The 21613-nt window shown below is 62.5% G+C and carries 21 protein-coding genes; 8 read left to right on the top strand and 13 right to left on the bottom strand.

The genetic code is table 11. From position 1 onward, the window contains the following. Positions 1 to 253: 253 nt before the first annotated feature. From cueR to NR164_RS26945, 3 genes are all read right to left on the bottom strand, one after another. The gene (cueR, locus tag NR164_RS26955) at positions 254 to 655 is read right to left on the bottom strand and encodes a Cu(I)-responsive transcriptional regulator (RefSeq protein ID WP_256823508.1); all 402 of its coding nucleotides are present in this window, start codon (positions 653 to 655) and stop codon (positions 254 to 256) included. A 2-nt stretch (positions 656 to 657) separates the two neighbouring features. After that, positions 658 to 2859, bottom strand: a complete 2202-nt coding sequence (locus tag NR164_RS26950) for a cation-translocating P-type ATPase (RefSeq protein WP_046384838.1) — start codon at positions 2857 to 2859, stop codon at positions 658 to 660. A gap of 66 nt (positions 2860 to 2925) precedes the next feature. Next, positions 2926 to 3306: a hypothetical protein gene (locus tag NR164_RS26945; protein ID WP_256823501.1), complete on the bottom strand. Its 381-nt coding sequence runs from the start codon at positions 3304 to 3306 to the stop codon at positions 2926 to 2928. Between the two features lie 147 nt (positions 3307 to 3453). Here NR164_RS26945 and NR164_RS26940 point away from each other — a divergent pair, with 147 nt between their 5' ends. Both NR164_RS26940 and NR164_RS26935 read left to right on the top strand, forming a co-directional pair. Beyond that, positions 3454 to 3645 carry a heavy-metal-associated domain-containing protein gene (locus tag NR164_RS26940; RefSeq protein WP_017849643.1) on the top strand — a complete coding sequence of 64 codons (192 nt, stop codon included), beginning with the start codon at positions 3454 to 3456 and terminating at the stop codon, positions 3643 to 3645. Positions 3646 to 3728: 83 nt separating this feature from the next. Further along, entirely contained in the window at positions 3729 to 4922 is a 1194-nt protein-coding gene (locus tag NR164_RS26935) for a multidrug effflux MFS transporter (RefSeq protein WP_256823500.1), read from the top strand. A 6-nt stretch (positions 4923 to 4928) separates the two neighbouring features. Here the strand turns inward: NR164_RS26935 and NR164_RS26930 are convergent, their stop codons facing one another. The 3 genes from NR164_RS26930 to NR164_RS26920 all read right to left on the bottom strand — a co-directional run bounded on the left by NR164_RS26930 (position 4929) and on the right by NR164_RS26920 (position 6707). After that, entirely contained in the window at positions 4929 to 5114 is a 186-nt protein-coding gene (locus tag NR164_RS26930; RefSeq protein ID WP_017849641.1) for a hypothetical protein, read from the bottom strand. Positions 5115 to 5259: 145 nt separating this feature from the next. Then, a complete protein-coding gene (locus NR164_RS26925) occupies positions 5260 to 6273 on the bottom strand; it encodes a zinc-binding alcohol dehydrogenase family protein (RefSeq protein WP_201021770.1) in 1014 nt (337 codons plus the stop codon). Positions 6274 to 6413: 140 nt separating this feature from the next. Beyond that, positions 6414 to 6707: a putative quinol monooxygenase gene (locus NR164_RS26920; protein WP_017849638.1), complete on the bottom strand. Its 294-nt coding sequence runs from the start codon at positions 6705 to 6707 to the stop codon at positions 6414 to 6416. 118 nt (positions 6708 to 6825) lie between these two features. On the opposite strand from NR164_RS26920, the gene NR164_RS26915 reads away from it, so the two are divergent. From NR164_RS26915 to NR164_RS26905, 3 genes are all read left to right on the top strand, one after another. Beyond that, complete coding sequence (locus tag NR164_RS26915) at positions 6826 to 7752, top strand: LysR family transcriptional regulator (protein ID WP_017849637.1); 927 nt, start codon at positions 6826 to 6828, stop codon at positions 7750 to 7752. Between the two features lie 137 nt (positions 7753 to 7889). Further along, complete coding sequence (locus tag NR164_RS26910) at positions 7890 to 8585, top strand: helix-turn-helix transcriptional regulator (protein WP_046384834.1); 696 nt, start codon at positions 7890 to 7892, stop codon at positions 8583 to 8585. A 105-nt stretch (positions 8586 to 8690) separates the two neighbouring features. Beyond that, complete coding sequence (locus NR164_RS26905; protein WP_046485746.1) at positions 8691 to 10061, top strand: MFS transporter; 1371 nt, start codon at positions 8691 to 8693, stop codon at positions 10059 to 10061. 64 nt (positions 10062 to 10125) lie between these two features. Here the strand turns inward: NR164_RS26905 and NR164_RS26900 are convergent, their stop codons facing one another. Then, on the bottom strand, positions 10126 to 11079 hold the full coding sequence (locus NR164_RS26900; RefSeq protein ID WP_017849634.1) for an adenosine deaminase: 954 nt from the start codon (positions 11077 to 11079) through the stop codon (positions 10126 to 10128). A gap of 192 nt (positions 11080 to 11271) precedes the next feature. Between NR164_RS26900 and NR164_RS26895 the strand changes: the two genes are divergently transcribed. After that, entirely contained in the window at positions 11272 to 12360 is a 1089-nt protein-coding gene (locus NR164_RS26895; protein WP_046384832.1) for a calcium:proton antiporter, read from the top strand. 89 nt (positions 12361 to 12449) lie between these two features. Here the strand turns inward: NR164_RS26895 and NR164_RS26890 are convergent, their stop codons facing one another. From NR164_RS26890 to NR164_RS26865, 6 genes are all read right to left on the bottom strand, one after another. Beyond that, positions 12450 to 13808: an 8-oxoguanine deaminase gene (locus tag NR164_RS26890; protein ID WP_017849632.1), complete on the bottom strand. Its 1359-nt coding sequence runs from the start codon at positions 13806 to 13808 to the stop codon at positions 12450 to 12452. Between the two features lie 172 nt (positions 13809 to 13980). Then, complete coding sequence (locus tag NR164_RS26885) at positions 13981 to 14667, bottom strand: SDR family oxidoreductase (protein ID WP_256823499.1); 687 nt, start codon at positions 14665 to 14667, stop codon at positions 13981 to 13983. A 56-nt stretch (positions 14668 to 14723) separates the two neighbouring features. Further along, entirely contained in the window at positions 14724 to 15305 is a 582-nt protein-coding gene (locus NR164_RS26880; protein ID WP_017849630.1) for a YigZ family protein, read from the bottom strand. 12 nt (positions 15306 to 15317) lie between these two features. Next, positions 15318 to 15977, bottom strand: coding sequence for a TetR/AcrR family transcriptional regulator (locus NR164_RS26875; protein ID WP_017849629.1), 660 nt, complete (start codon positions 15975 to 15977; stop codon positions 15318 to 15320). Positions 15978 to 16064: 87 nt separating this feature from the next. Beyond that, a complete protein-coding gene (locus NR164_RS26870; protein ID WP_046384831.1) occupies positions 16065 to 17456 on the bottom strand; it encodes a uracil-xanthine permease family protein in 1392 nt (463 codons plus the stop codon). 88 nt (positions 17457 to 17544) lie between these two features. Then, positions 17545 to 18465: a LysR family transcriptional regulator gene (locus NR164_RS26865; protein WP_017849627.1), complete on the bottom strand. Its 921-nt coding sequence runs from the start codon at positions 18463 to 18465 to the stop codon at positions 17545 to 17547. A 125-nt stretch (positions 18466 to 18590) separates the two neighbouring features. Between NR164_RS26865 and NR164_RS26860 the strand changes: the two genes are divergently transcribed. Further along, complete coding sequence (locus NR164_RS26860) at positions 18591 to 19940, top strand: aspartate aminotransferase family protein (RefSeq protein WP_017849626.1); 1350 nt, start codon at positions 18591 to 18593, stop codon at positions 19938 to 19940. A gap of 39 nt (positions 19941 to 19979) precedes the next feature. After that, positions 19980 to 21473 (top strand): CoA-acylating methylmalonate-semialdehyde dehydrogenase, encoded by a 1494-nt coding sequence (locus NR164_RS26855; protein ID WP_017849625.1) that lies wholly within the window; start codon positions 19980 to 19982, stop codon positions 21471 to 21473. The last annotated feature ends 140 nt before the right edge of the window (positions 21474 to 21613 follow it).

Genomic DNA, 21613 nt, shown 5'->3' with positions numbered 1-21613 from the left:
CGTATATTGACTGATCCACCGCTATCGGGGGCAAGCCCCCTCCCACATTGGTTTTGTGTACACCCCTTACCCCCTTCAGGCGCAGCAACCTCCCGACGTGCGGAAGTGATCTTCAGGCAATAGAAGATCTAAAAATGTGGGAGGGGGCTTGCCCCCGATAGCGCCATGTCAGTCGATACGTGTATTGACTGGTCCACCGCTATCGGGGGCAAGCCCCCTCCCACATTGGTTTTGTGTACACCTCTTACCTCTTTCAGGCGCAGCAACCACCCGACGCCAATTCCTTGAGAATCGGACAGTCCGGCCGCTGATCGCCGTGGCAGTGCTCCACCAGGTCCTGCAACGTATCGCGCAACTGCCCCAGCTCCAGAATCTTTTGGTTCAGCTCCTCGATATGCTGGCGCGCCAAGGCCTTCACATCGGCGCTGGCCCGTTGCCGGTCCTGCCACAACGTCAGCAGCTTGCCGACTTCTTCCAATGAAAACCCCAGGTCCCGCGAGCGCTTGATGAACGCCAGGGTGTGCAAGTCGTCGGCACCGTACACGCGATAGCCGCTCTCGGTGCGATGGGCGGCTTTGAGCAGGCCGATGGATTCGTAGTAGCGAATCATCTTGGCGCTCAAACCGCTTGAACGCGCCGCCTGGCCGATGTTCATGCTCATGGATGTGGGTCCTCCAGATCCTTGGGTTTCCAGGTTTTCAACAACAGCGCATTGCTCACCACGCTGACGCTGGACAAGGCCATCGCCGCGCCGGCCAACACCGGGTTGAGCAGGCCGAATGCCGCCAGGGGAATACCGATCAAGTTATACACAAAGGCCCAGAACAGGTTCTGGCGGATCTTTGCGTAGGTCTTGCGGCTGATCTCCAGCGCGGCCGGCACCAGGCGTGGATCGCCGCGCATCAGGGTGATGCCGGCAGCGTGCATGGCCACGTCGGTGCCGCCGCCCATGGCGATGCCGATGTCGGCGGCGGCCAGGGCCGGGGCGTCGTTGATGCCGTCGCCGACCATCGCCACCACGCCGGTTTTTTTCAGTTCGGCGACGGTGGCGGCTTTGTCGGCCGGGAGCACTTCGGCGTGGACATCGTCGATGCCCAGCGCCTGGGCGACTACCCGCGCACTGCCGCGATTATCGCCGGTGAGCAAATGGCTGCTGATGTGCCGCGCCTTGAGTTGGGCCACGGCTTCCAGCGCACCGGGCTTGAGAGTGTCGCCGAAAGCGAACAGCCCGAGTACCCGCGGTTGCGCGCCTTGCTCGATCAGCCAGGACAAGGTGCGGCCTTCGGCCTCCCAGGCCTTGGCCGAAGCGTTCAGTGCGCCCGCGTCCAGCCCGTTGTCTTCCAGCAGACGGCGGTTGCCCAGGGCCAGCGGCCGACCGTCGAGGGTGCCGGCAATGCCGCGCCCGGTCAGGGACTGGCTGGCGCTCACATCGGCCACGTTCAGCCCCTGTTCGCGGCAGGCATCCAGCACCGCCTTGGCCAGCGGGTGTTCGCTGCCGCGTTGCAAGGCGCCGGCCTGTTGCAGCAGCAGCGGTTCGTTGCCGTCGACTGCCGCCAAGTGGGCGATCTTCGGCGTGCCGGAAGTGAGCGTGCCGGTTTTGTCGAATACCACCGCGCTGACGGCGTGGGCGCGCTCCAGCGCTTCGGCATCCTTGATCAGGATGCCGTGACGCGCTGCCACGCCGGTGCCGGCCATGATCGCAGTCGGTGTGGCCAGGCCCAGGGCGCACGGGCAGGCGATCACCAGCACGGCGACCGCATTGATGATCGCAGTCTCCAGCGAAGCGCCATACAGCCACCAGCCGAGCAGCGTGAGCAAAGCCAGCACCAGCACCGTCGGCACGAACACCTGGCTGACTTTATCCACCAGTTTCTGGATCGGTGCCTTGGCCGCCTGGGCGTCTTCCACCAGGCGGATGATGCGCGCCAGCACGCTTTCCGCGCCGAGGGCCACGGTGCGGACCAGCAAGCGCCCTTCGCCGTTGATCGCGCCACCGGTGACCTTGTCACCCGGTTGTTTCGGCACTGGCAGGCTTTCGCCGCTGATCAGCGCTTCGTCGGCATGGCTTTGGCCGTCCACCACTTCCCCGTCCACCGGGAAGCGCTCGCCGGGTTTGACCAGCACGTGGTCGCCGAGCTTGAGCGCGTTGATCGCGACGTCTTCTTCGCGGCCGTCAACCACCCGAATCGCGCGCTCCGGGCGCAAGGCTTCCAGGGCCCGGATGGCGCTGGCGGTCTGGCGTTTGGCGCGGCTTTCCAGGTATTTGCCGAGCAGCACCAGGGCGATCACCACCGCCGAGGCTTCGAAATACAGGTGCGGCATGCTGCCGACGGGCGCGGTGAGCCATTCATACAGGCTCAGACCGTAACCGGCGCTGGTGCCGATCGCGACCAGCAAGTCCATATTGCCGGCGCCGGCGCGCACGGCTTTCCACGCGGCGATGTAAAAGCGCGCACCGAAGATGAACTGCACCGGTGTGGCCAGGGCGAACTGTACCCAGGCCGGCAGCATCCAGTGCAGGCCGAAGGGCTGTGCCAGCATCGGCAGCACCAGCGGCAACGCGAGCACAATCGCCAGCAGCAGCGCCCAACGCTCGTGGTGCAGGCGCTGGGCTTGATCGGCATCGGTCTTGGTTTCGCTTTGGGGCAGCGACGCGCTGTAGCCGGCCTTGTCGACGGCGGCGATCAGCACGGCGGGGTCCATCTGGCCGAGCACCTCGATATGGGCGCGCTCGTTGGCCAGGTTCACGCTGACACGTTGCACCCCCGGCACCTTGCCCAGCGCGCGCTCGACACGCCCGGCGCAGCTGGCGCAGGTCATGCCGCCGATGGGCAGGTCAAACGTGGTGGTTCCATTCATGGGGCAGTCCTCCTGAAGAAGTTGCCCCTAGGATCAACCTTGACCTGTGGGGAAGGTCAAGCGTCTTTAGTATTCCAATGCCGCAGGTTTGAGGTACATGCCTTCCTGGCCTTGGGCGATGCGCAACTTGCGCACATCACCGGCCTTCAGCGTGATGTTCTGCGCGGGTGGCGCCAACAGGCCCGGCAGGCAACCCGACGATTGGCCCGGCAGCAGCTTCAGGCGCAGCGACACATTGCCGGCCGGCAGGTTGAACGAGGTGGACTGTTCCTGGAACAGGCGCCCGGCCAACTGGTCCTGGATGTACAGGCCGATCTCGCAGTTGGTCGGTACTTCCAGGCGTTCGCGGGAAATGATCAACACCGCGTAGTCTTCGGCGGCGCTGGCCATGGGCGCAGCGGCAGACAAACTCATCAGGCCGACAAGGCCAAAAAACGACCAGCGCATGGCGAATGCTCCGTGGTTCACATCAAAGATGGGTGAAGCTTGGCCGACTGCGTCACCGAATACCAGCCCGGCGGCTATTTTTGCCGCTTGACCTTGCCATCGTGGCAAGGTCGACACTGCGTCCACCCTCATTAAAGGAGTCATGTCATGCAAGTATTCAACGTTGAAGGAATGACCTGCGGCCATTGCGTCCGGGCAGTGACCCAGGCGGTGCAGAATCAGGACCCGGCAGCCGAAGTGAAAGTCGACCTGGCGGCCAAGCAAGTCAGCGTGCAAAGCCAGTTGAGCCGCGACGTGATCGCCGGCTTGATCCGTGAAGAAGGCTACAGCGTCGCCTGATTTAATAGTTAGCGAGCTATCGTAATGTTCAACGCACCCAAGCGCGGCTAGACTGTCGGGCTGCCGACATACTTGGGTGCCTGATGAACCTGCGCATACTCCTGATTTTGGGCGCCTTGAGCGCCTTCGCGCCGCTGGCGATCGACTTTTACCTGCCGGGTTTCCCGGCGATGGCGACGGCGTTCGCCACCGATGAAAAACATATCCAGCTGACCTTGGCGGTGTATTTCGGCGGCCTGGCCATCGGCCAATTGATCTACGGCCCGCTGGCGGACCGCTTTGGTCGTCGTGTGCCGCTGCTCAGCGGGGTCACGTTGTTTACGCTGGCCTCCTTCGCCTGCGCCTACGCGCCGTCTTTGGAATGGCTGATCGGCGCACGCTTCGTGCAGGCCCTCGGCGGTTGTGCGGGCATGGTGATTTCCCGCGCAGTGGTCAGCGACAAGTGTGATGTGGTGACCTCGGCCAAGGTGTATTCGCAACTGATGCTGGTGACCGGCCTGGCGCCGATCCTTGCGCCATTGGCGGGCGGGCTGATGGTCGGGGTGTGGGGCTGGCAGTCGATCTTCCTGGCCCTGACGGTGTTCAGCGTGATGGCCGCGATCGCGGTGGCGGTCGGTTTGCCGGAAACCTTTCCGGCCCATCAGCCTCGGCAACCGTTGTCCGGGTCGCTGCGCCGCTATATCGACCTGTTGTCGGACCGGGTCTACCTCGGTTACGCCCTGACCGGGGGCATTTCGATTGCCGGGATGTTTGCCTACATTGCCGGTTCACCGTTCGTATTCATCAAACTCTATGGCGTGCCCGCCGAGCATTACGGCTGGGTATTCGGCTCCAACGCCGCCGGCTTTATTCTGATGGCCCAAGTCAATGCGCGCTTGCTCGCCAAGCGCGGGCCGGCGTTCTTGCTGTCGCGCACGGTGTGGCTCTACATGTTGGCGGCGTTGGCGCTGCTCGGCGTCGCGGCCTTGCGCACCGATGCGTTGTGGCCGTTGCTGGTGCCGCTGTTTATCTGCATCGCCAGCCTGGGCTGCATTTTGCCCAACACCTCGGCCTGCGCCATGAGCGGGCAGGGCGCGCGAGCCGGTAGCGCCTCGGCAATGCTCGGTTGCATTCAGTTCGGCGTGGCAGCGGGGGCGGCTTCGTTGGTGGGCGTGTTGCACGACGGCACGGCGATGCCGATGGCGATGGTCATCAGCTTGTGCGGGGTCTTGGCGGTGACGATTGCACTGTCGACCCAGCGCCTGCAACGGGCACGTGCCCTACAGGCGCAGGTCTGAAAGACGTCAGCCAGCGGCGGCGGAGCGTTGCTGGTCGAGTGGGAAACGGTGGGGCGCCTGGATGCGCGCTTGCAGGGTCTCGGCGAAGGCGCGGGCTTCGGCCTCACTGCGGAAGGTGATGGCTTCGCCGTCGAGACGGACCTGCCATTTATTGCCCGGGGATTTTGCTAACGCTTTTATCAGGATCTTCATTGCTGACTTCCTCACGTAAAAGAATCGTGGCAAAGGCCGCCAATATAAACCCGAATACGTTCACAATGATGACAAAGGTCAATTCCCTGACTAGTGGTGTCGTCCATCACTTACACGAATGACGGACGACACTGACAGACCTCTTTCAGAACCCTTCCAGCACGATCTTACCCTTGGCCTTGCCGCTCTCGAGCAGCGCGTGGGCGCGGCGTAGGTTCTCGGCGTTGATCACGCCGAAGTGCTCGCCCACGGTAGTTTTCAGGGTGCCGGCATCGATCAGCTCGGCGACGCGATTGAGCAGGTTGTGTTGCTCGATCATGTCCGGCGTCTCGAACATCGAGCGGGTGTACATGAACTCCCAATGCAGCGACAGGCTCTTGCGCTTGAGTTTGCTCACGTCCAGGGCCTTCGGATCGTCGATCAGCGCCAGCTTGCCCTGGGGCTGCAAGGCTTCGACCAGTTGATCCAAATGGTGGTCGGTCTGGGTCAGGCTGGCGACGTGGGTCACCTGCGCCACACCCGCGTGTTTCAGAGCTTCGCTCAGCGGCTGGCTATGGTCGATCACCAGGTCAGCGCCAAGGGCCTTGGCCCAGGCCTGGGTTTCCGGGCGCGACGCGGTGCCGATGACCTTCAGTGCGGTGAGCTGGCTGGCCAATTGGGTCAGGATCGACCCCACGCCGCCGGCAGCGCCGACGATCAGCAGGCTCTGGCCTTCGTCCTTTTTACCCTCGCGCACTTGCAGGCGTTCGAACAACAGTTCCCAGGCGGTGATGGCGGTCAGCGGCAAGGCGGCTGCGTCGGCAAAACCCAGGCTCTTGGGCATATGGCCGACGATGCGCTCGTCCACGGTGTGCAGTTCGCTGTTGCCGCCCGGGCGTACCAGGGAGCCGGCGTAGAACACGTTGTCACCGGCCTTGAACAACGTCACTTCACTGCCGACGGCCTTGACCACACCGGCCACGTCCCAGCCGAGCACCTTGGCGGCGCCGTTTTCCGGGGCGACGTTCTGGCGGACCTTGGTGTCCACCGGGTTGACCGAGATGGCTTTGACTTCCACCAGCAGGTCGCGCGGGCCGGCGACCGGTTCCGGCAGCTCGATGTCTTGCAGGGATTTCGGATCGGTGATCGGCAGTGAGGTGTAGTAGGCAATGGCTTTCATGGGGGCTCCAGAAGTAGGGAGTTGACTGTAGGAGCGAGCTTGCTCGCGAAAAACTCACAGGGGCCGCGCTGAATCAAAAGCGCGGCGTCATCGTTTACGATTTTCGCGAGCAAGCTCGCTCCTACAAAAAAACGCGGTGATCAGGCAAGAAATTTCAGGCGCTTGAGTTCGAAGTGCGCGAGTACGTCGGCGGCCTTGGCGCGGAAACTCTGGATGTGTGCGCTCTGGTCGTGGTCGGCCAGGGCCGCGTCGTCGCGCCAGCGTTCGAGCATGTAGAACGTCTCGGGATGTTGCAGGTCCTGGTGCAGGTCGTACTGTTCGCAACCGGCTTCCTGGCGGGTCGGTTCCAGCAGGCCGCGCAGCAGCGACTCGAGGGTGTGTTGTTGGCCAGGTTTGGCGATCAGCGTGGCGATGACGTTAAAGGCAGCGGACATATTCGATTCCTGACACGGGCTGTATGAGATGGGCAGATGATTGGCTATTTCCGATGCAGATAAAAGCGGCTAAAACAGCAGTCTGTTTCAACAATATTTTGATAATGGGTGGGATTGGATGCTGCGCTTTGATGATTTGCAGTTGTTCGTGCGCGCAGCGGACCTGGGCAGTCTGTCGGCCGCGGCGCGGGTCATGGACCTGTCGCCGGCGGTGGCCAGCGCGGCGTTGAAGCGTATCGAACAGCAACTGGGCACGCGCTTGCTGGCGCGCTCCACTCGCAGCCTGCGCCTCACCGCTGAAGGGGACGGTTTTCTCGGATATGCGCGTGCCGCACTGAGCTCGCTGGACGAAGGGCGGCGGTTATTGGCCAGTGGCCAGGACCATGTCAGCGGTGTGCTGCAACTGTCGGCACCCTCGGATTTTGGTCGCAACCAGCTGTTGCCCTGGCTCGACGAGTTCCAGCGTGACTATCCGCAACTGACGGTGCGCCTGTTGCTGGGCGACCGCATTGCCGACCTGTTCCGCCAGCCGGTGGATATCGCCCTGCGCTATGGCGAACCGGAGGATTCCAGCCTGGTCGCGCTGCCCGTCGCGCCGGATAACGTGCGCGTGCTGTGCGCGGCCCCCAGTTATCTCGAGCGCCACGGCGAACCGCGGCATCTGGAGCAACTGGCCCAGCACAATTGCCTGCTGTATATGCTCGGCACTCGCGTGCATGACCACTGGACGTTTCATGACGGCAAACGCGAAGTCAGCCTGACTGTCGGCGGCGACCGCTTCAGTGACGATGCTGACGTGGTACGGCGATGGGCTGTCGCCGGGGTGGGCATCGCCTACAAGTCCTGGTTGGATGTGAGCAGCGACGTCCGCGCCGGACGCTTGCGCGTGATTCTGCCTGAGCTGCGCGGCGAGCGGACGCCGCTCAACCTGTTATGCGCGCATCGTGCGCAGTTGAGTAAGCCCATCAACCTGCTGCGGGAAATGCTCGTGTCCCGTTGTGCGACATTGACCGCGCAGTGGTCGGAACAATTCACCAGTGCGTAATAGCCTCCACTAAAGCCGGAAATTTCACTCAGATCCTGTCCCTATCCGCGCTGTCAGACGCCGGGGAACTGGCTGCTTGCGCACCTATACTTTGGCGCCAACCACAGCAGAGAAATGATTTAACAAGGAGTGAACACATGGAACAGGCACCTTGCATCAGTCAGATTGCCAGCTTGCTCGCCGAGCCAAAACGCACCGCCATGCTCTGGGCCTTGATGGACGGCTCGGCCAAGTCTTCCCAGGAACTGGCGACGCTCACGGGGTTGTCGCCGGCCTCGGCGAACGCCCATCTGGCGCGGCTTACCGGCGGCGGTTTGCTGCGTGTCGAAGCGCGTCGCGGCAAGCGGTTGTTTCGTGTGGCGGCGGCGGATGTCAGCACCGCCATCGATGCCTTGGCCAGCACCACCATGGCCAGTGCGGCGCGCAGCGCACCGCAGGCTTCACCGCTGACCCTGGCGGCGCCGGCCCCGCTGCGCCATGCGCGGTTATGCCATGGGCACCTCGGCGGCGAGCTGGCGGCGCAACTGTATCAGCGGATGATCGCGGCCGGCTGGATCGAGCGCCACGAGCTCCGCACCCAAGTCACGGTCAAAGGCGCGCAGCACCTGGCCGGCCTGGGCATTTTCACCCAGGCGCTGGCCTTGCCGCTGGTGTGCGACTGTTTCGATTGGAGCCAGCAGCAACCGCACCTGGGCGGCGCGCTGGGAGCCGGGCTATTGCAACTGTTTTTGCAGTCGAACTGGATCCGTGCGGTCAACGAGTCCCGCGCCTTGCTCGTCAGCGACACCGGGTTGGCGGAAATCACCCGGTTGGCCGTGCCCGACGCGCTCTGACCCGGATGACGTCGTTCAGAGTTGCGATCAGGTCGCACCCAGCAATAACCCGGAAAAACCATGGCCCACACTCCCAGAGGGGATTATTCACACAGGGGATGGGGCATGGGTACGCACGGCTATAGCGCGGCAGAACGGCTGGAACGGTTGCCCATCAGCGGTTACCACCGAGTCATTTTTATCATCATCGCCCTGGCGTTTTTCTTCGACTCCATGGATCTGGCGATGATGACTTTCCTGCTCGGCTCGATCAAAGCCGAGTTCGGCCTGAGCACGGCCCAGGCTGGCTTGCTGGCCAGTTCGAGTTTTTTCGGCATGGTGGTGGGCGCGTCGTTGTCCGGGATGCTCGCCGATCGCTTCGGACGCAAGCCGGTGTTCCAGTGGAGCATCGTGTTGTGGGGGATCGCCAGCTACTTATGTTCCACGGCGCAGACGGTGGAGACGCTGACGCTGTTTCGCATCCTGCTCGGCATTGGCATGGGCATGGAGTTTCCGATCGCGCAGTCGATGCTCTCGGAGCTGATTCCGGCCAAGGGGCGCGGGCGCTATATCGCGTTGATGGATGGCTTCTGGCCGTTGGGTTTTGTGGCGGCGGGGGTGCTGTCGTACTTTTTGCTGCCGCTGATCGGCTGGCGCGACATCTTCCTGGTGCTGGCGGTGCCGGCGGTGTTTGTGTTGGCGATCCGGTTTTTTATCCCGGAGTCGCCGCGCTGGCTGGAGCAGGCCGGGCGGCATGCGGCGGCGGATAAGGTGTTGCTGGGGATCGAGGCGAAAGTGCGCGACTCCCTGGGCCGCGCCGAGTTGCCGCAGCCGATTCGCCTGCCGCGGGTGGAGAGTGTGCCGGGCAACTTCTTCTCGGCGTTCCAGCAATTATGGTCGGCGCAGTATCGCCAGCGCACGATGATGATCTGGAGTGTGTGGTTCTTCGCCTTGCTCGGCTTTTATGGGCTCACTTCCTGGTTGAGTGCCTTGCTGCAGCAGTCGGGGTTTGCGGTGACCCAGTCGGTGTATTACACGGTGATCATTTCCCTGGGCGGGATTCCCGGCTTCCTGATGGCGGCCTGGCTGGTGGAGCGTTGGGGGCGCAAGCCGGTATGCGTCGTGACCTTGCTCGGCGGCGGGGTGATGGCGTTTCTGTATGGGCAAAGCGCGGTGTTCGGCGGCAATGTCGGCCTGCTGATCGCCTCGGGGTTGTTGATGCAGTTCTTTCTGTTTGGCATGTGGGCGGTGCTGTACACCTACACGCCGGAGTTGTATCCCACTTCGGCGCGGGCGACAGGGGCCGGGTTCGCTTCGGCGATCGGGCGGGTCGGGTCGTTGCTCGGGCCGTTGGTGACCGGGCTGGTGTTCCCGATTACCGGGCAGGGCGGGGTGTTTGCCCTGGGCGCATTGTGCTTTGCGGTGGCGGCGCTGGTGGTGTGGGTGTTTGGGATGGAGACGAAGGGCAAGACCCTGGAAGAGTTGAGCGAGATTTAACCGGCAATCCACAACGAATGTGGGAGCGCGCTGGCTCCCACATTGTCAGTCGCGGTTTACGCCGTCAGGGCTTCACCAGCCGCGCATCCAGGCTGTTTTGCGCCAGGCGTTTGGCCTGGTCCTGGGTCATGCCCAGGGCGGTGTACAGCGCATGGAAGTTCTCGGTGACGTAACCGCCGAAGTACGCCGGGTCGTCCGAGTTCACCGTCACCTTCACCCCACGCTCGAGCATGTCGAGGATGTTGTGCTGGGCCATGTCGTCGAACACGCGCAGCTTGGTGTTGGACAGCGGGCACACGGTCAGCGGGATCTGTTCGTCGATGATCCGTTGCATCAGGCGCTCGTCTTCGATGGCGCGCACGCCATGGTCGATACGCTGGACTTTCAGCAGGTCGAGGGCTTCCCAGATGTACTCGGGCGGGCCTTCTTCGCCGGCGTGGGCCACGGTGAAGAAGCCTTCGTTGCGGGCTCGGTCGAACACACGCTGGAACTTGCTCGGCGGGTGGCCCATTTCCGAACTGTCCAGGCCCACGGCCACGAACGCATCGCGGAACGGCAGCGCCTGGTCGAGGGTTTTCTCGGCTTCGGCTTCGCTCAAGTGGCGCAGGAAGCTGAGGATCAAGCCGCTGGTGATGCCCAGTTGCTGCTCGCCATCTTTGAGCGCGGCGGCGATGCCGTTGAGCACCACTTCGAACGGCACGCCACGGTCGGTGTGGGTTTGCGGGTCGAAGAAGGGTTCGGTGTGGATCACGTTCTGCGCTTTGCAGCGCAGCAGGTAGGCCCAGGTCAGGTCGTAGAAATCCTGGGAGGTGCGCAATACATCGGCGCCCTGGTAATACAGGTCGAGAAACTCTTGCAGGTTGTTGAAGGCGTAGGCCTTGCGCAGGGTGTCGACGTCGTTCCATGGCAGCGCAATCTTGTTGCGCTCGGCCAGGGCGAACAGCAGCTCAGGCTCCAGCGAGCCTTCCAGGTGCAGGTGCAGTTCAGCCTTGGGCAGGGCGTTGAGCCAATCGTACATGTCTAAAATCTCATCGGGTGCAATGGCGGCATTCTACAGACCATGACTGAAATAATCGGCAAAACCTGACCAAGAGGAGAGTATTGGATCTATTCGCGCAGGGGCGCTGCGAACTAAGATGTAACGAAACGTTAGCGATGTACTGCAGTCTGTACCCCGTCAATGACTGATTTGCCGCACAAAAGGCCCGCAATGCTCACCTCTCTCAAGCAAGAAAAATTCATGCTGCTGGCGCTGATCGCCGCCGTCGCCGCGTACCCGCTGGAGCACTGGATGCTCCATAACGGGCAAATGGTCGCGCTGCTGGCCGGCCTGGCGCTGATTGGCTTTATCGTGGTGGCGTCGATGCGCGTCGCTCACCATGCCGAGCAGTTGGCGGAAAAGGTCGGCGACCCCTACGGCACCATGATCCTGACCCTGGCCGCCGTGCTGGTGGAAGTGGTGATCCTGGCGATCATGATGAGCAACGAACCGTCGCCGACCCTGGTGCGCGACACCATCTACTCGGCGGTGATGCTCGATATCAACGGCATCCTCGGCCTGGCCGCGCTGATGGGGGGCATCAAGCACGGCGAACAGTCCTACAATGACGATTCGGCGCGCACCTACAGTGTGATGATCCTCACCGCCATGGGCGTGTCGATGGTGGTGCCGGAATTCATCCCCGAAGCGGACTGGAAAATTTACTCGGCCTTCACCATCGGCGCGATGGTGGTGCTCTACACCCTGTTCCTGCGCATGCAGGTGGGCCCGCACAGTTATTTCTTCAGCTACAGCTACCCGGAAAAACGCCGCAAGACGTTGCCGGAAGAACAGGCGCCGCCGGTGAACCTGGCATTTTCCATCGGTACGCTGGTGTTCGGGGTGATTGTGATTGGCGCGCTGGCCGAGGTGATGTCCAAGACCCTCGACCTGGGCCTGGAAGGCACGGGCGCACCGCCGGTGGTGACGGCGATTGTGGTCGCGGCCATCTCGGCGGCACCGGAGATTCTGACCGCCTTGCGCGCCGCCCTGGCCAACCGCATGCAGTCGGTGGTGAACATTGCACTGGGCGCATCGTTGTCGACGGTGATCCTGACGGTGCCGGTGATGGAAGCGATGGCGCTCTACACCGGCCAGCCGTTCCAGATGGCGATGACGCCGGTGCAAAGCGTGATGGTGTTGATCACGCTGATCGTCAGTGCGATCAACCTCAACGATGGCGAAACCAACGCCATCGAAGGGATGACCCACTTTGTGTTGTTTGCGACCTTTATCATGTTGTCGTTGTTAGGGGTGTAGGCGTGAGCTTGCTCGCGAATAATCTGAGAGCGCCGTGTGAATCAGAACACCTGCGTTAGCGTTGACGTTTTTCGCGAGCGAGCTCGCTCCTACAAGGGATTGATCAGGTTACGGGCGGCCTGGCTGTGATCGGCAATCAAGCCTTTGAGGTCGAGGCCCTCGACCTGGCCGTCGATCACCCGCCATTGCCCGCCGATCATCACCCGGTCGGCCCGGTCGGCGCCGCACAACAGCAACGCCGAAATCGGATCGTGACTGCCGGAGAAGCGCAGTTCGTCCAGCTTGAACAGCGCCAGATCGGCCTGCTTTCCTACGGCTAACTCACCGATATCCGAACGACCGAGCAACTGCGCCGAGCCTTTGGTCGCCCAGCCCAGCACGCCTTGCGGGGTGATTTTTTCCGCGCCATAACGCAGGCGCTGGATGTACAGCGCCTGACGGGCTTCGAGGATCATGTTCGACGCATCGTTGGAGGCCGAACCGTCCACGCCCAGGCCGATCGGGGCACCGGCGGCGAGCAGGTCCAGGGTCGGGCAGATGCCGGAGGCCAGGCGCATGTTCGAGCTTGGGCAATGGCAGATCCCGGTGCCGGCGGCGCCCAGGCGGGCGATTTCATCCGGGTTGAAGTGAATGCCATGGGCCAGCCAGGTGCGCGGGCCGAGCCAGCCGACGCTGTCGAGGTAGTCCACGGTGCGTAGGCCGAAGCGTTGCAGGCAGAAGTCTTCCTCGTCGAGGGTTTCCGCCAGGTGCGTGTGCAGGCGCACGTCGAGGCTCGCGGCCAGTTCGGCGCTGGCTTGCATGATTTGCGGGGTGACGGAAAACGGCGAGCAGGGCGCCAGGGCGATCTGGATCTGCGCGCCGTCGCCGCGTTCGTGGTACTGGCGGATCAGGCGCTGGCTATCGTCCAGAATCACCGCGCCCTGTTGCACGGTTTGCTGCGGCGGCAAGCCACCGTCGGCTTCGCCCAGGCTCATGGAGCCGCGAGTGAGCATGGCGCGCATGCCCAGTTCGCGCACCACGTCGACTTGCACGTCGATGGCATGTTCCAGGCCGTCCGGGAACAGGTAGTGGTGGTCTGCCGCCGTGGTGCAGCCTGAGAGCAGCAATTCCGCCAGCGCGACTTTGCTGGCCAGGGCGAGTTTTTCCGGGGTCAGCCGCGCCCACACCGGGTACAGGGTCTTCAGCCACGGGAACAACGGCTGATTGACCACCGGCGCCCAGGCGCGAGTCAGGGTCTGGTAGAAGTGATGATGGGTATTGATCAGCCCCGGCAAGACCACATGTTCGCGGGCGTCGAACACCTGTGTACAGGGCTGTGCAGGCGCTTGCCCGATGCCCAGCAGTTCGCTGATCACACCGTCTTGCAGCACCAGGCCGCCACGGGCATCGAGGCCATTGGCAGTGAAAATCGCGAGGGGGTTTTTTAACCAGATACGGGTCGCAGGCATGGGCCGGCTCCTCTGAATGATGGGTTCAGGTTTGCCAGCTCAGTGTTGCCCTGTCTGCTGATCCAGGGTCGCCGGTGAGGGCGAGGTGGCTAGATTACGTGTAGTTCTAGATCCGGTCTACCGGTAGGAACGCGCTGCTCTCGAGAAGCGTGTTCCCACCTTTGATGGCGGCTTACCAGGGAATGGTATGGCCCCGGTAGTCCACGAAGTGGTGGCCGCCTTTGCCGGTGTAGGCATTCACCTGATCGAGCAGGCCGCGCACGCTGGTCTCGACGTCGATGAGTGCGTTTTCGCCGCCCATGTCGGTCTTCACCCAGCCCGGGTGCAGGGAAAGCACGGTCATTTTTTGCTCGCCGAGTTGGGTGATGAAGCTGTTGGTCATCGAGTTGAGGGCGGCCTTGCTCGCCTTGTAGAGCGCCAGCTCGGAACCGTCAGGGATGGTCACGCTGCCCAGGACTGAACTCATGAACGCTAGCACGCCGGAATCTTTGCGGATCTGCCCGACAAAGCGCTGGGCCAGGTTGATCGGCGCCACGGCGTTGGTGAAGAACAACTGGCCGACTTCCGCCAGGGTGGCGTGGCCAGGTTCCTGGTTCGCCGGGCCCTTGACGCCGGCGTTGACGAACAGCAGGTCGAATGTGCGTTCCTTGAGGCGCTGGCTCAGGGCGATCACGGCTTGCTGATCGTCCATGTCGAGTTTCTCGATCTGTACCGGGCCAACGGCTTTCAGGGCGTCGGCCTTGTTCGGGTCACGCACGGTGGCGGTCACGTCCCAGCCATCCTTGAGCAATTGCTTGACCAGGCCAAGGCCCAGCCCGCGTGAGGCGCCGATGATCAGTGCGTTTTTTGGCGTAGACATGAAGAGCTTCCTTTGACGTCGCGGTTCAGGGCGTTCAGCGAACAACATTAGCTGTTTCAACGTTGCAGCAGGATACGCCCCCGGCTCAGGTCGGCAAGCTGGTTTTGCAGGGTGTCGATGTGTGCTTCGCCCAGGGCCAGTTGCAGCTCCACGCCGTTGGCGGTGAAGTGTTCCTCCAGTACCAGCCCGCCGAGTTCGGCGACCCGCAACTTGACCAGGTTCAGTTCGGAAAACCCGCAGTCGCAGCTCAACGGCACGCGGCTGATCAGCTCGATGCGCTCGGCGGTTTGCAGGCATTTGTTCGCGCCGCCGCCATACGCCCGCGCCAGCCCGCCGGTGCCCAGTTGGATGCCGCCGTACCAGCGAATCACCAGCACCACCACCTGATCGAAGCCCTGGGCCTCGATGGCGGCGAGGATCGGTCGCCCGGCGGTGCCGCCAGGTTCTCCGTCGTCGTTGCTGCGGTACTGGTCGGCGAGTTTCCAGGCCCAGCAATTGTGCGTGGCGTTCAGGTCGCTGTGCTGCTCGATGAACGCCTGGGCTTCTTGCGCGCTGGTGATCGGTGCGGCCAGGGTGATGAAGCGGCTTTTGCGAATTTCTTCGCGGAATTCGCAAAGGCCGGTGAGGGTGAAAGGCATAGGCGGTGTCGTCTAGAGGGCGGGCTTGATGCCACAGCCTTTGAGAATGATGTGGATCAGGTTGGTGCCGGCGTCTTCCATATCTTGTTTGGTCAACTTGGTGCGCCCGGTGACGCGGCAGATCTGGCTGGCGAAGTCGGCATAGTGCTGGGTGCTGCCCCACAGCAGGAAGATCAGGTGGACGGGGTCGATGGGGTCCATCTTGCCGGCATCGATCCAGGCCTGGAACACGGCCGCCCGGCCACTGAACCAGGCGCGGTAGTCCTGGCCGAAGTATTCAGTAAGGCATTCGCCGCCGCTGATGATCTCCATGGCGAAGATCCGCGAGGCCTGGGGCTGTCGTCGGGAAAACTCCATCTTGGTGCGGATGTAGCGGGTGAGGGCCACGGCCGGGTCGTCCTCGGCGGTCAGCGCGTTGAAGGTGCTGTCCCACAGTTCGAGGATATTGCTGAGCACCGCGACGTACAGGCCCATCTTGTTGGTGAAGTAGTAGTGCAAGTTGGCCTTCGGCAACCCGGCGCTGGCAGCGATGGTGTTCATGCTGGTGCCCTTGTAGCCGTGACGCGCGAACTCGTCTTCGGCCGCTTGAAGAATCGCTTGCTCGTTCTTTTGCCGAATGCGGCTGGCGGGCTTCCCGGCGTGGGTGCTGTGGGCAGGAACTTCGAGGCTCATGGAGGTTTCCGTGCTGATCGATAGAGACGATGTATGCACAGATAACCCACCCTCAAGCCTCAGACAAGTCCTGATGCAATAAAACCCTCAAAGCGGTTCCAGCGTATCGCCATGTGGCGCGCCGTTTGCTGCGGGGCTCGCTTTGGCTTCCGGCAGTAACAGGCACAATGCGATGGCGGTCAGCCCGCCGCTGGTGATGGCCGAGTCGAACAGGTTTTGCACCAGCGTCGGCATCAAGTGCAGCAGGTTCGGTTGGGCGGCAATGCCCAGGCCGACGCCGAACGAGGTGGCGATGATCAGCATGCTGCGTCGGTCCAGCGGCGCCTGGGCGAGAATACGCACGCCGGCCGCCGCCACGCTGCCGAACATCACCAGGGTCGCGCCGCCCAATACCGGTTTGGGGATTTGCTGCAGCACCGCGCCGATCGATGGAAACAAGCCGAGGCAAAACAGCACCACGCCGATGTACAGGCCGACATAGCGGCTGGCCACACCGGTGAGTTGGATCACGCCATTGTTCTGAGCGAACGTGGTGTTGGGGAACGCGCTGAAGGTGGCGGCGATCATGCAGCTCACCCCGTCGCCGAGTACGCCGCCCTTGAGCCGGTTTATATAAGACGGGCCGCTGATGGGCTGGCGGGCGATCATGCAGTTGGCGGTGAGGTCACCCACGGTTTCGATGCTGCTGATCAGATAAATCAGCGCGATGGGTAGGAAGGCGCTCCAGTCGAAGTTGAAACCATAACGAAACGGCATCGGCAGGCTGATCAACGGCAGGTCGGGCAGGGCCTGGGGCACCAGTTTGCCGCTGAACCAGGCCGCGAGGCTGCCGAGGGCCAGGCCGATGATGATCGCCGAGAGGCGTACCCAGGGTGTGTTCGAGCGGTTGAGCAGGATGATCGTCAACACCACGAACAGGCCCAGTGCCAGGTTGATGGGCGCGCCGAAATCGGCGGCATTGAACCCGCCGCCGAGGTCGGTGATACCCACTTTGATCAGGCTGATGCCGATCAGAGTAATCACGATGCCGGTGACCAGCGGCGTGATCACCCGGCGCAGTTGCCCGATAAAACGGCTCAGCACGATTTGTACGGCGGCGCCGAAAAAGCACACGCCGAAGATCATCGCCAGGATGTCTTCCGGGCTGCCGCCGCGTTGCTTGACCAGGAAGCCCGCCGACAGCACGGCGCCGAGAAACGCAAAGCTGGTGCCCTGCAGGCAGATCATGCCGGCGCCGATGCCAAACGGCCTACGCGCCTGGATGAAAGTGCCGACACCGGACACCATCAGCGCCATGCTGATCAGGTACGGCAGGTGAGCCGCCAGGCCCAGGGTCGAGCCGATGATCAGCGGCGGCGTGATGATGCCGACGAAGGCGGCCAATACATGTTGCAGGGCGGCCAGTAGGGCGGGCAGGGGTTTTGGGCGGTCGTTGAGGCCGTAGATCAGGTCGCTGGGGCTGGACGTTTCTGGTGGCATGGCGGGCAAACTCGAGTCGGACGGTTCTAGGTCCTTGTGCTCTTGCAAAAAGCTGTCCACTTGCTCAGCTTTTTGTGCGAGGCCCGAATTAGCGGGTTGCCGCCAGGCTGTCGAGGAAACTTTCCAGCACCAAATGAGGGCGCCGCCCCTTGCGGGTGACCGATGCCAGGCTTAAATCGTAAAAACGTGTAGCCGGTTTCAGCGCGCGTAGTCGGCCTTGTTGCACCCACAGGCTGGCGTAGTGATCGGGCAGGTAGCCGATGTAGCGGCCGGTGAGGATCAGGAACGCCATGCCTTCGCGGTCCGAAGCGCTGGCGGTGCAGTTGAGGGCCTGGTAGTGGGCCTGGATCTCGGCGGGCAGGCGGAAGGTGGGGGCGATCGCATCCTGGTCGTCGATGCGTCCATCCTCCAACTGCTTGTCGTCGGCATAGAACAGCGGGTGGCCGACGGCGCAGTAGAGCAGCGAGCGTTCGCTGTACAGCGCCTGGTATTCCAGGCCGGACAGCGCGCTGGCCTGGGGCACCACGCCGACATGCAGGCGGCCGTCGAGCACGCCTTGTTCCACTTCATTGGGGGCAATCATGCGGATCTGGATCTGCACGTCCGGGCCGCGTTCCTTCAATTGCGCCAGGGCATGGGTGATACGCATGTGGGGCAGGGTGACGAGGTTGTCGGTGAGGCCGATGATCAGTTCGCCGCGCAAATGTTGGTGCAGGCCGTTGACCTCGGTGCGAAAGCTTTCCAGGGCGCTCAAGAGTTGCAGTGCCGATTGATAGACCTCGCGGCCTTCCTCGGTCAGCGAGAATCCGGCACGCCCGCGCTGGCACAGGCGCAATCCCAGGCGTTGCTCCAGATCGCTCATTTGCTGGCTGATGGCCGAGCGGCCGATGCCGAGCACGGTCTCCGCCGCCGAGAAGCCGCCACACTCCACCACGCTGCGAAAGATGCGCAACAGGCGAATATCGAAGTCGCTGACTTGGGCCAGGGGGTCGGGTCGACGGATGCTCATAGTTTAGTCGGGGCCTGACTGAAGGTTAGAAGAGTTGGATTTCACAGACTTTATCCCCGTGGCAATTTAGCTGCAAGAACGCTTTTCAATCCCGGCGCTGCTTTTTGCCTTGCGAGGTTTTGCTGATGAACATGTCCGAAAACGCCCCTTCGTCCCTGGCCAGCCAACTGAAGTTGGACGCTCACTGGATGCCTTACACCGCCAACCGTAACTTCCAGCGTGACCCGCGCCTGATCGTGGCCGCCGAAGGCAGTTGGTTGACCGATGACAAGGGCCGCAAGGTCTACGATTCGTTGTCGGGGCTGTGGACCTGCGGCGCCGGGCACACCCGCAAGGAAATCCAGGAAGCGGTCGCCAAGCAACTGGGTACGCTGGACTACTCGCCGGGCTTCCAATACGGTCATCCGCTGTCGTTTCAACTGGCGGAAAAAATCACCGACCTGACCCCGGGCAACCTCAACCATGTGTTCTTCACCGACTCCGGTTCCGAGTGCGCCGATACGGCGGTGAAGATGGTGCGTGCGTACTGGCGCCTAAAAGGCCAGTCTACCAAGACCAAGATGATCGGCCGCGCCCGTGGCTATCACGGGGTGAACATCGCCGGCACCAGCCTGGGCGGCGTCAACGGCAACCGTAAGATGTTTGGTCAGGCGATGATGGATGTTGACCATCTGCCTCACACCTTGCTGGCGAGCAATGCGTTCTCGCGCGGCATGCCGGAGCAGGGCGGTATTGCCCTGGCCGATGAACTGCTCAAGTTGATCGAGTTGCACGACGCGTCGAACATCGCTGCCGTTTTTGTCGAGCCGATGGCCGGCTCCGCTGGCGTGTTGGTGCCGCCACAGGGTTACCTCAAGCGTCTGCGTGAAATCTGCGACCAGCACAACATCCTGTTGGTGTTTGACGAAGTGATCACCGGTTTCGGCCGTACCGGCTCGATGTTCGGCGCCGACAGCTTCGGCGTGACCCCGGACCTGATGTGCATCGCCAAGCAAGTCACCAACGGTGCGATCCCGATGGGCGCGGTGATTGCCAGCAGCGAGATCTATCAGACCTTCATGAACCAGGCGACGCCGGAATACGCGGTGGAATTCCCCCACGGCTACACCTACTCGGCACACCCGGTAGCCTGCGCGGCTGGCCTGGCGGCGTTGGACCTGCTGCAGAAGGAAAACCTGGTGCAGAGCGTAGCCGAAGTCGCTCCGCACTTTGAGAATGCACTGCATGGTTTGAAGGGCAGCAAGAACGTGATCGACATCCGCAACTACGGTCTGGCCGGCGCGATCCAGATTGCCCCGCGTGACGGTGATGCCATCGTTCGTCCGTTCGAGGCTGGCATGGCCTTGTGGAAAGCCGGTTTCTACGTGCGTTTTGGCGGCGACACCCTGCAGTTCGGGCCAACCTTCAACAGCAAGCCGCAGGACCTGGATCGCCTGTTCGATGCCGTCGGCGAAGTGCTGAACAAGATCGACTGATTTCTCCTTCTATATAGAACAACTTTTCAGGAGCCCTGCATGAGCCTTATCCAGCATTTGATCGACGGCCAATTGGTCAGCGAATCCGGTCGCACTGCCGATGTGTACAACCCGTCCACCGGCCAGGTGATTCACCAGGTGCCGCTGGCCAGTCGCGAAACCATCCAGCGCGCGATCGACTCGGCCAAGGCCGCATTCCCGGCCTGGCGTAATACGCCGGCGGCCAGGCGTGCCCAGGTGATGTACCGTTTCAAGCAGTTGCTGGAGCAGAACGAAGCGCGCATCTCGCAGTTGATCAGCGAGGAGCACGGCAAGACCCTGGAAGACGCGGCGGGGGAATTGAAGCGTGGCATCGAGAACGTGGAGTATGCGTGCTCGGCGCCGGAAATTCTCAAGGGCGAGTACAGCCGCAATGTGGGGCCGAACATCGATGCCTGGTCGGATTTCCAGCCGTTGGGCGTAGTGGCCGGGATTACCCCGTTCAACTTCCCGGCGATGGTGCCGTTGTGGATGTACCCGCTGGCGATCGTCTGCGGCAACTGCTTTATCCTCAAACCGTCGGAGCGTGATCCGAGTTCGACGCTGTTGATCGCGCAATTGCTGCAGGAGGCCGGCCTGCCTAAGGGCGTGCTGAGCGTGGTGCATGGCGACAAGGGCGCGGTGGATGCGCTGATCGAAGCGCCGGAGGTCAAGGCCTTGAGCTTTGTGGGTTCGACGCCGATTGCCGAGTACATCTACGCCGAAGCGACCAAGCGCGGCAAACGCGTGCAAGCGCTGGGCGGCGCGAAGAACCATGCGGTGCTGATGCCGGATGCCGATCTGGATAATGCGGTCAGTGCCTTGATGGGCGCGGCCTACGGTTCCTGCGGCGAGCGTTGCATGGCGATCTCGGTGGCGGTGTGTGTGGGTGACCAGGTGGCGGATGCATTGATCGCCAAGTTGGTGCCGCAGGTCAAGGCGCTGAAGATTGGCGCGGGCACCTCGTGCGGCCTGGATATGGGGCCGCTGGTCACCGGCCAGGCGCGGGATAAGGTCAGCGGCTATATAGAAGACGGTGTGGCCGCGGGCGCTGAGCTGGTGGTCGATGGTCGTGGCTTGAGCGTTGCCGGGCATGAGCAGGGGTTCTTCCTCGGCGGCAGTTTGTTTGACCGCGTGACGCCGCAGATGCGTATCTATAAAGAAGAGATCTTCGGGCCGGTGTTGTGCGTGGTGCGGGTCAATAGCCTGGAAGCGGCGATGCAACTGATCAACGATCACGAGTATGGCAACGGCACATGCATCTTCACCCGTGACGGTGAAGCGGCGCGTCTGTTCTGTGACGAGATTGAAGTGGGCATGGTCGGCGTGAACGTTCCACTGCCGGTGCCGGTGGCCTACCACAGCTTTGGCGGCTGGAAGCGCTCGCTGTTTGGCGACTTGCATGCTTACGGGCCGGATGGGGTGCGTTTCTATACCCGGCGCAAGGCTATTACCCAGCGCTGGCCGCAACGGGCCAGTCATGAAGCGTCACAGTTTGCCTTCCCTAGCTTGTAAGACGCGTTGAAAGCCGGCCCCTTGGGGCCGGCTTTCGCGTTTTTGCGGCCTTTTTGACCGATATGACAGAATTGTGAAGAAAGGTGTTGACGGCAAATCCTGGACGTCTATAATTCGCCCCACTTCCGGCGCAGTCGAAA

Origin of the sequence: Pseudomonas sp. Pse79, from assembly GCF_024519615.1 — a bacterium.
GTDB classification, from domain to species: domain Bacteria; phylum Pseudomonadota; class Gammaproteobacteria; order Pseudomonadales; family Pseudomonadaceae; genus Aquipseudomonas; species Aquipseudomonas veronii.
The sequence above is the reverse complement of the archived record's forward strand: the minus strand, read 5'-3'. Positions and strand labels throughout refer to the sequence as shown.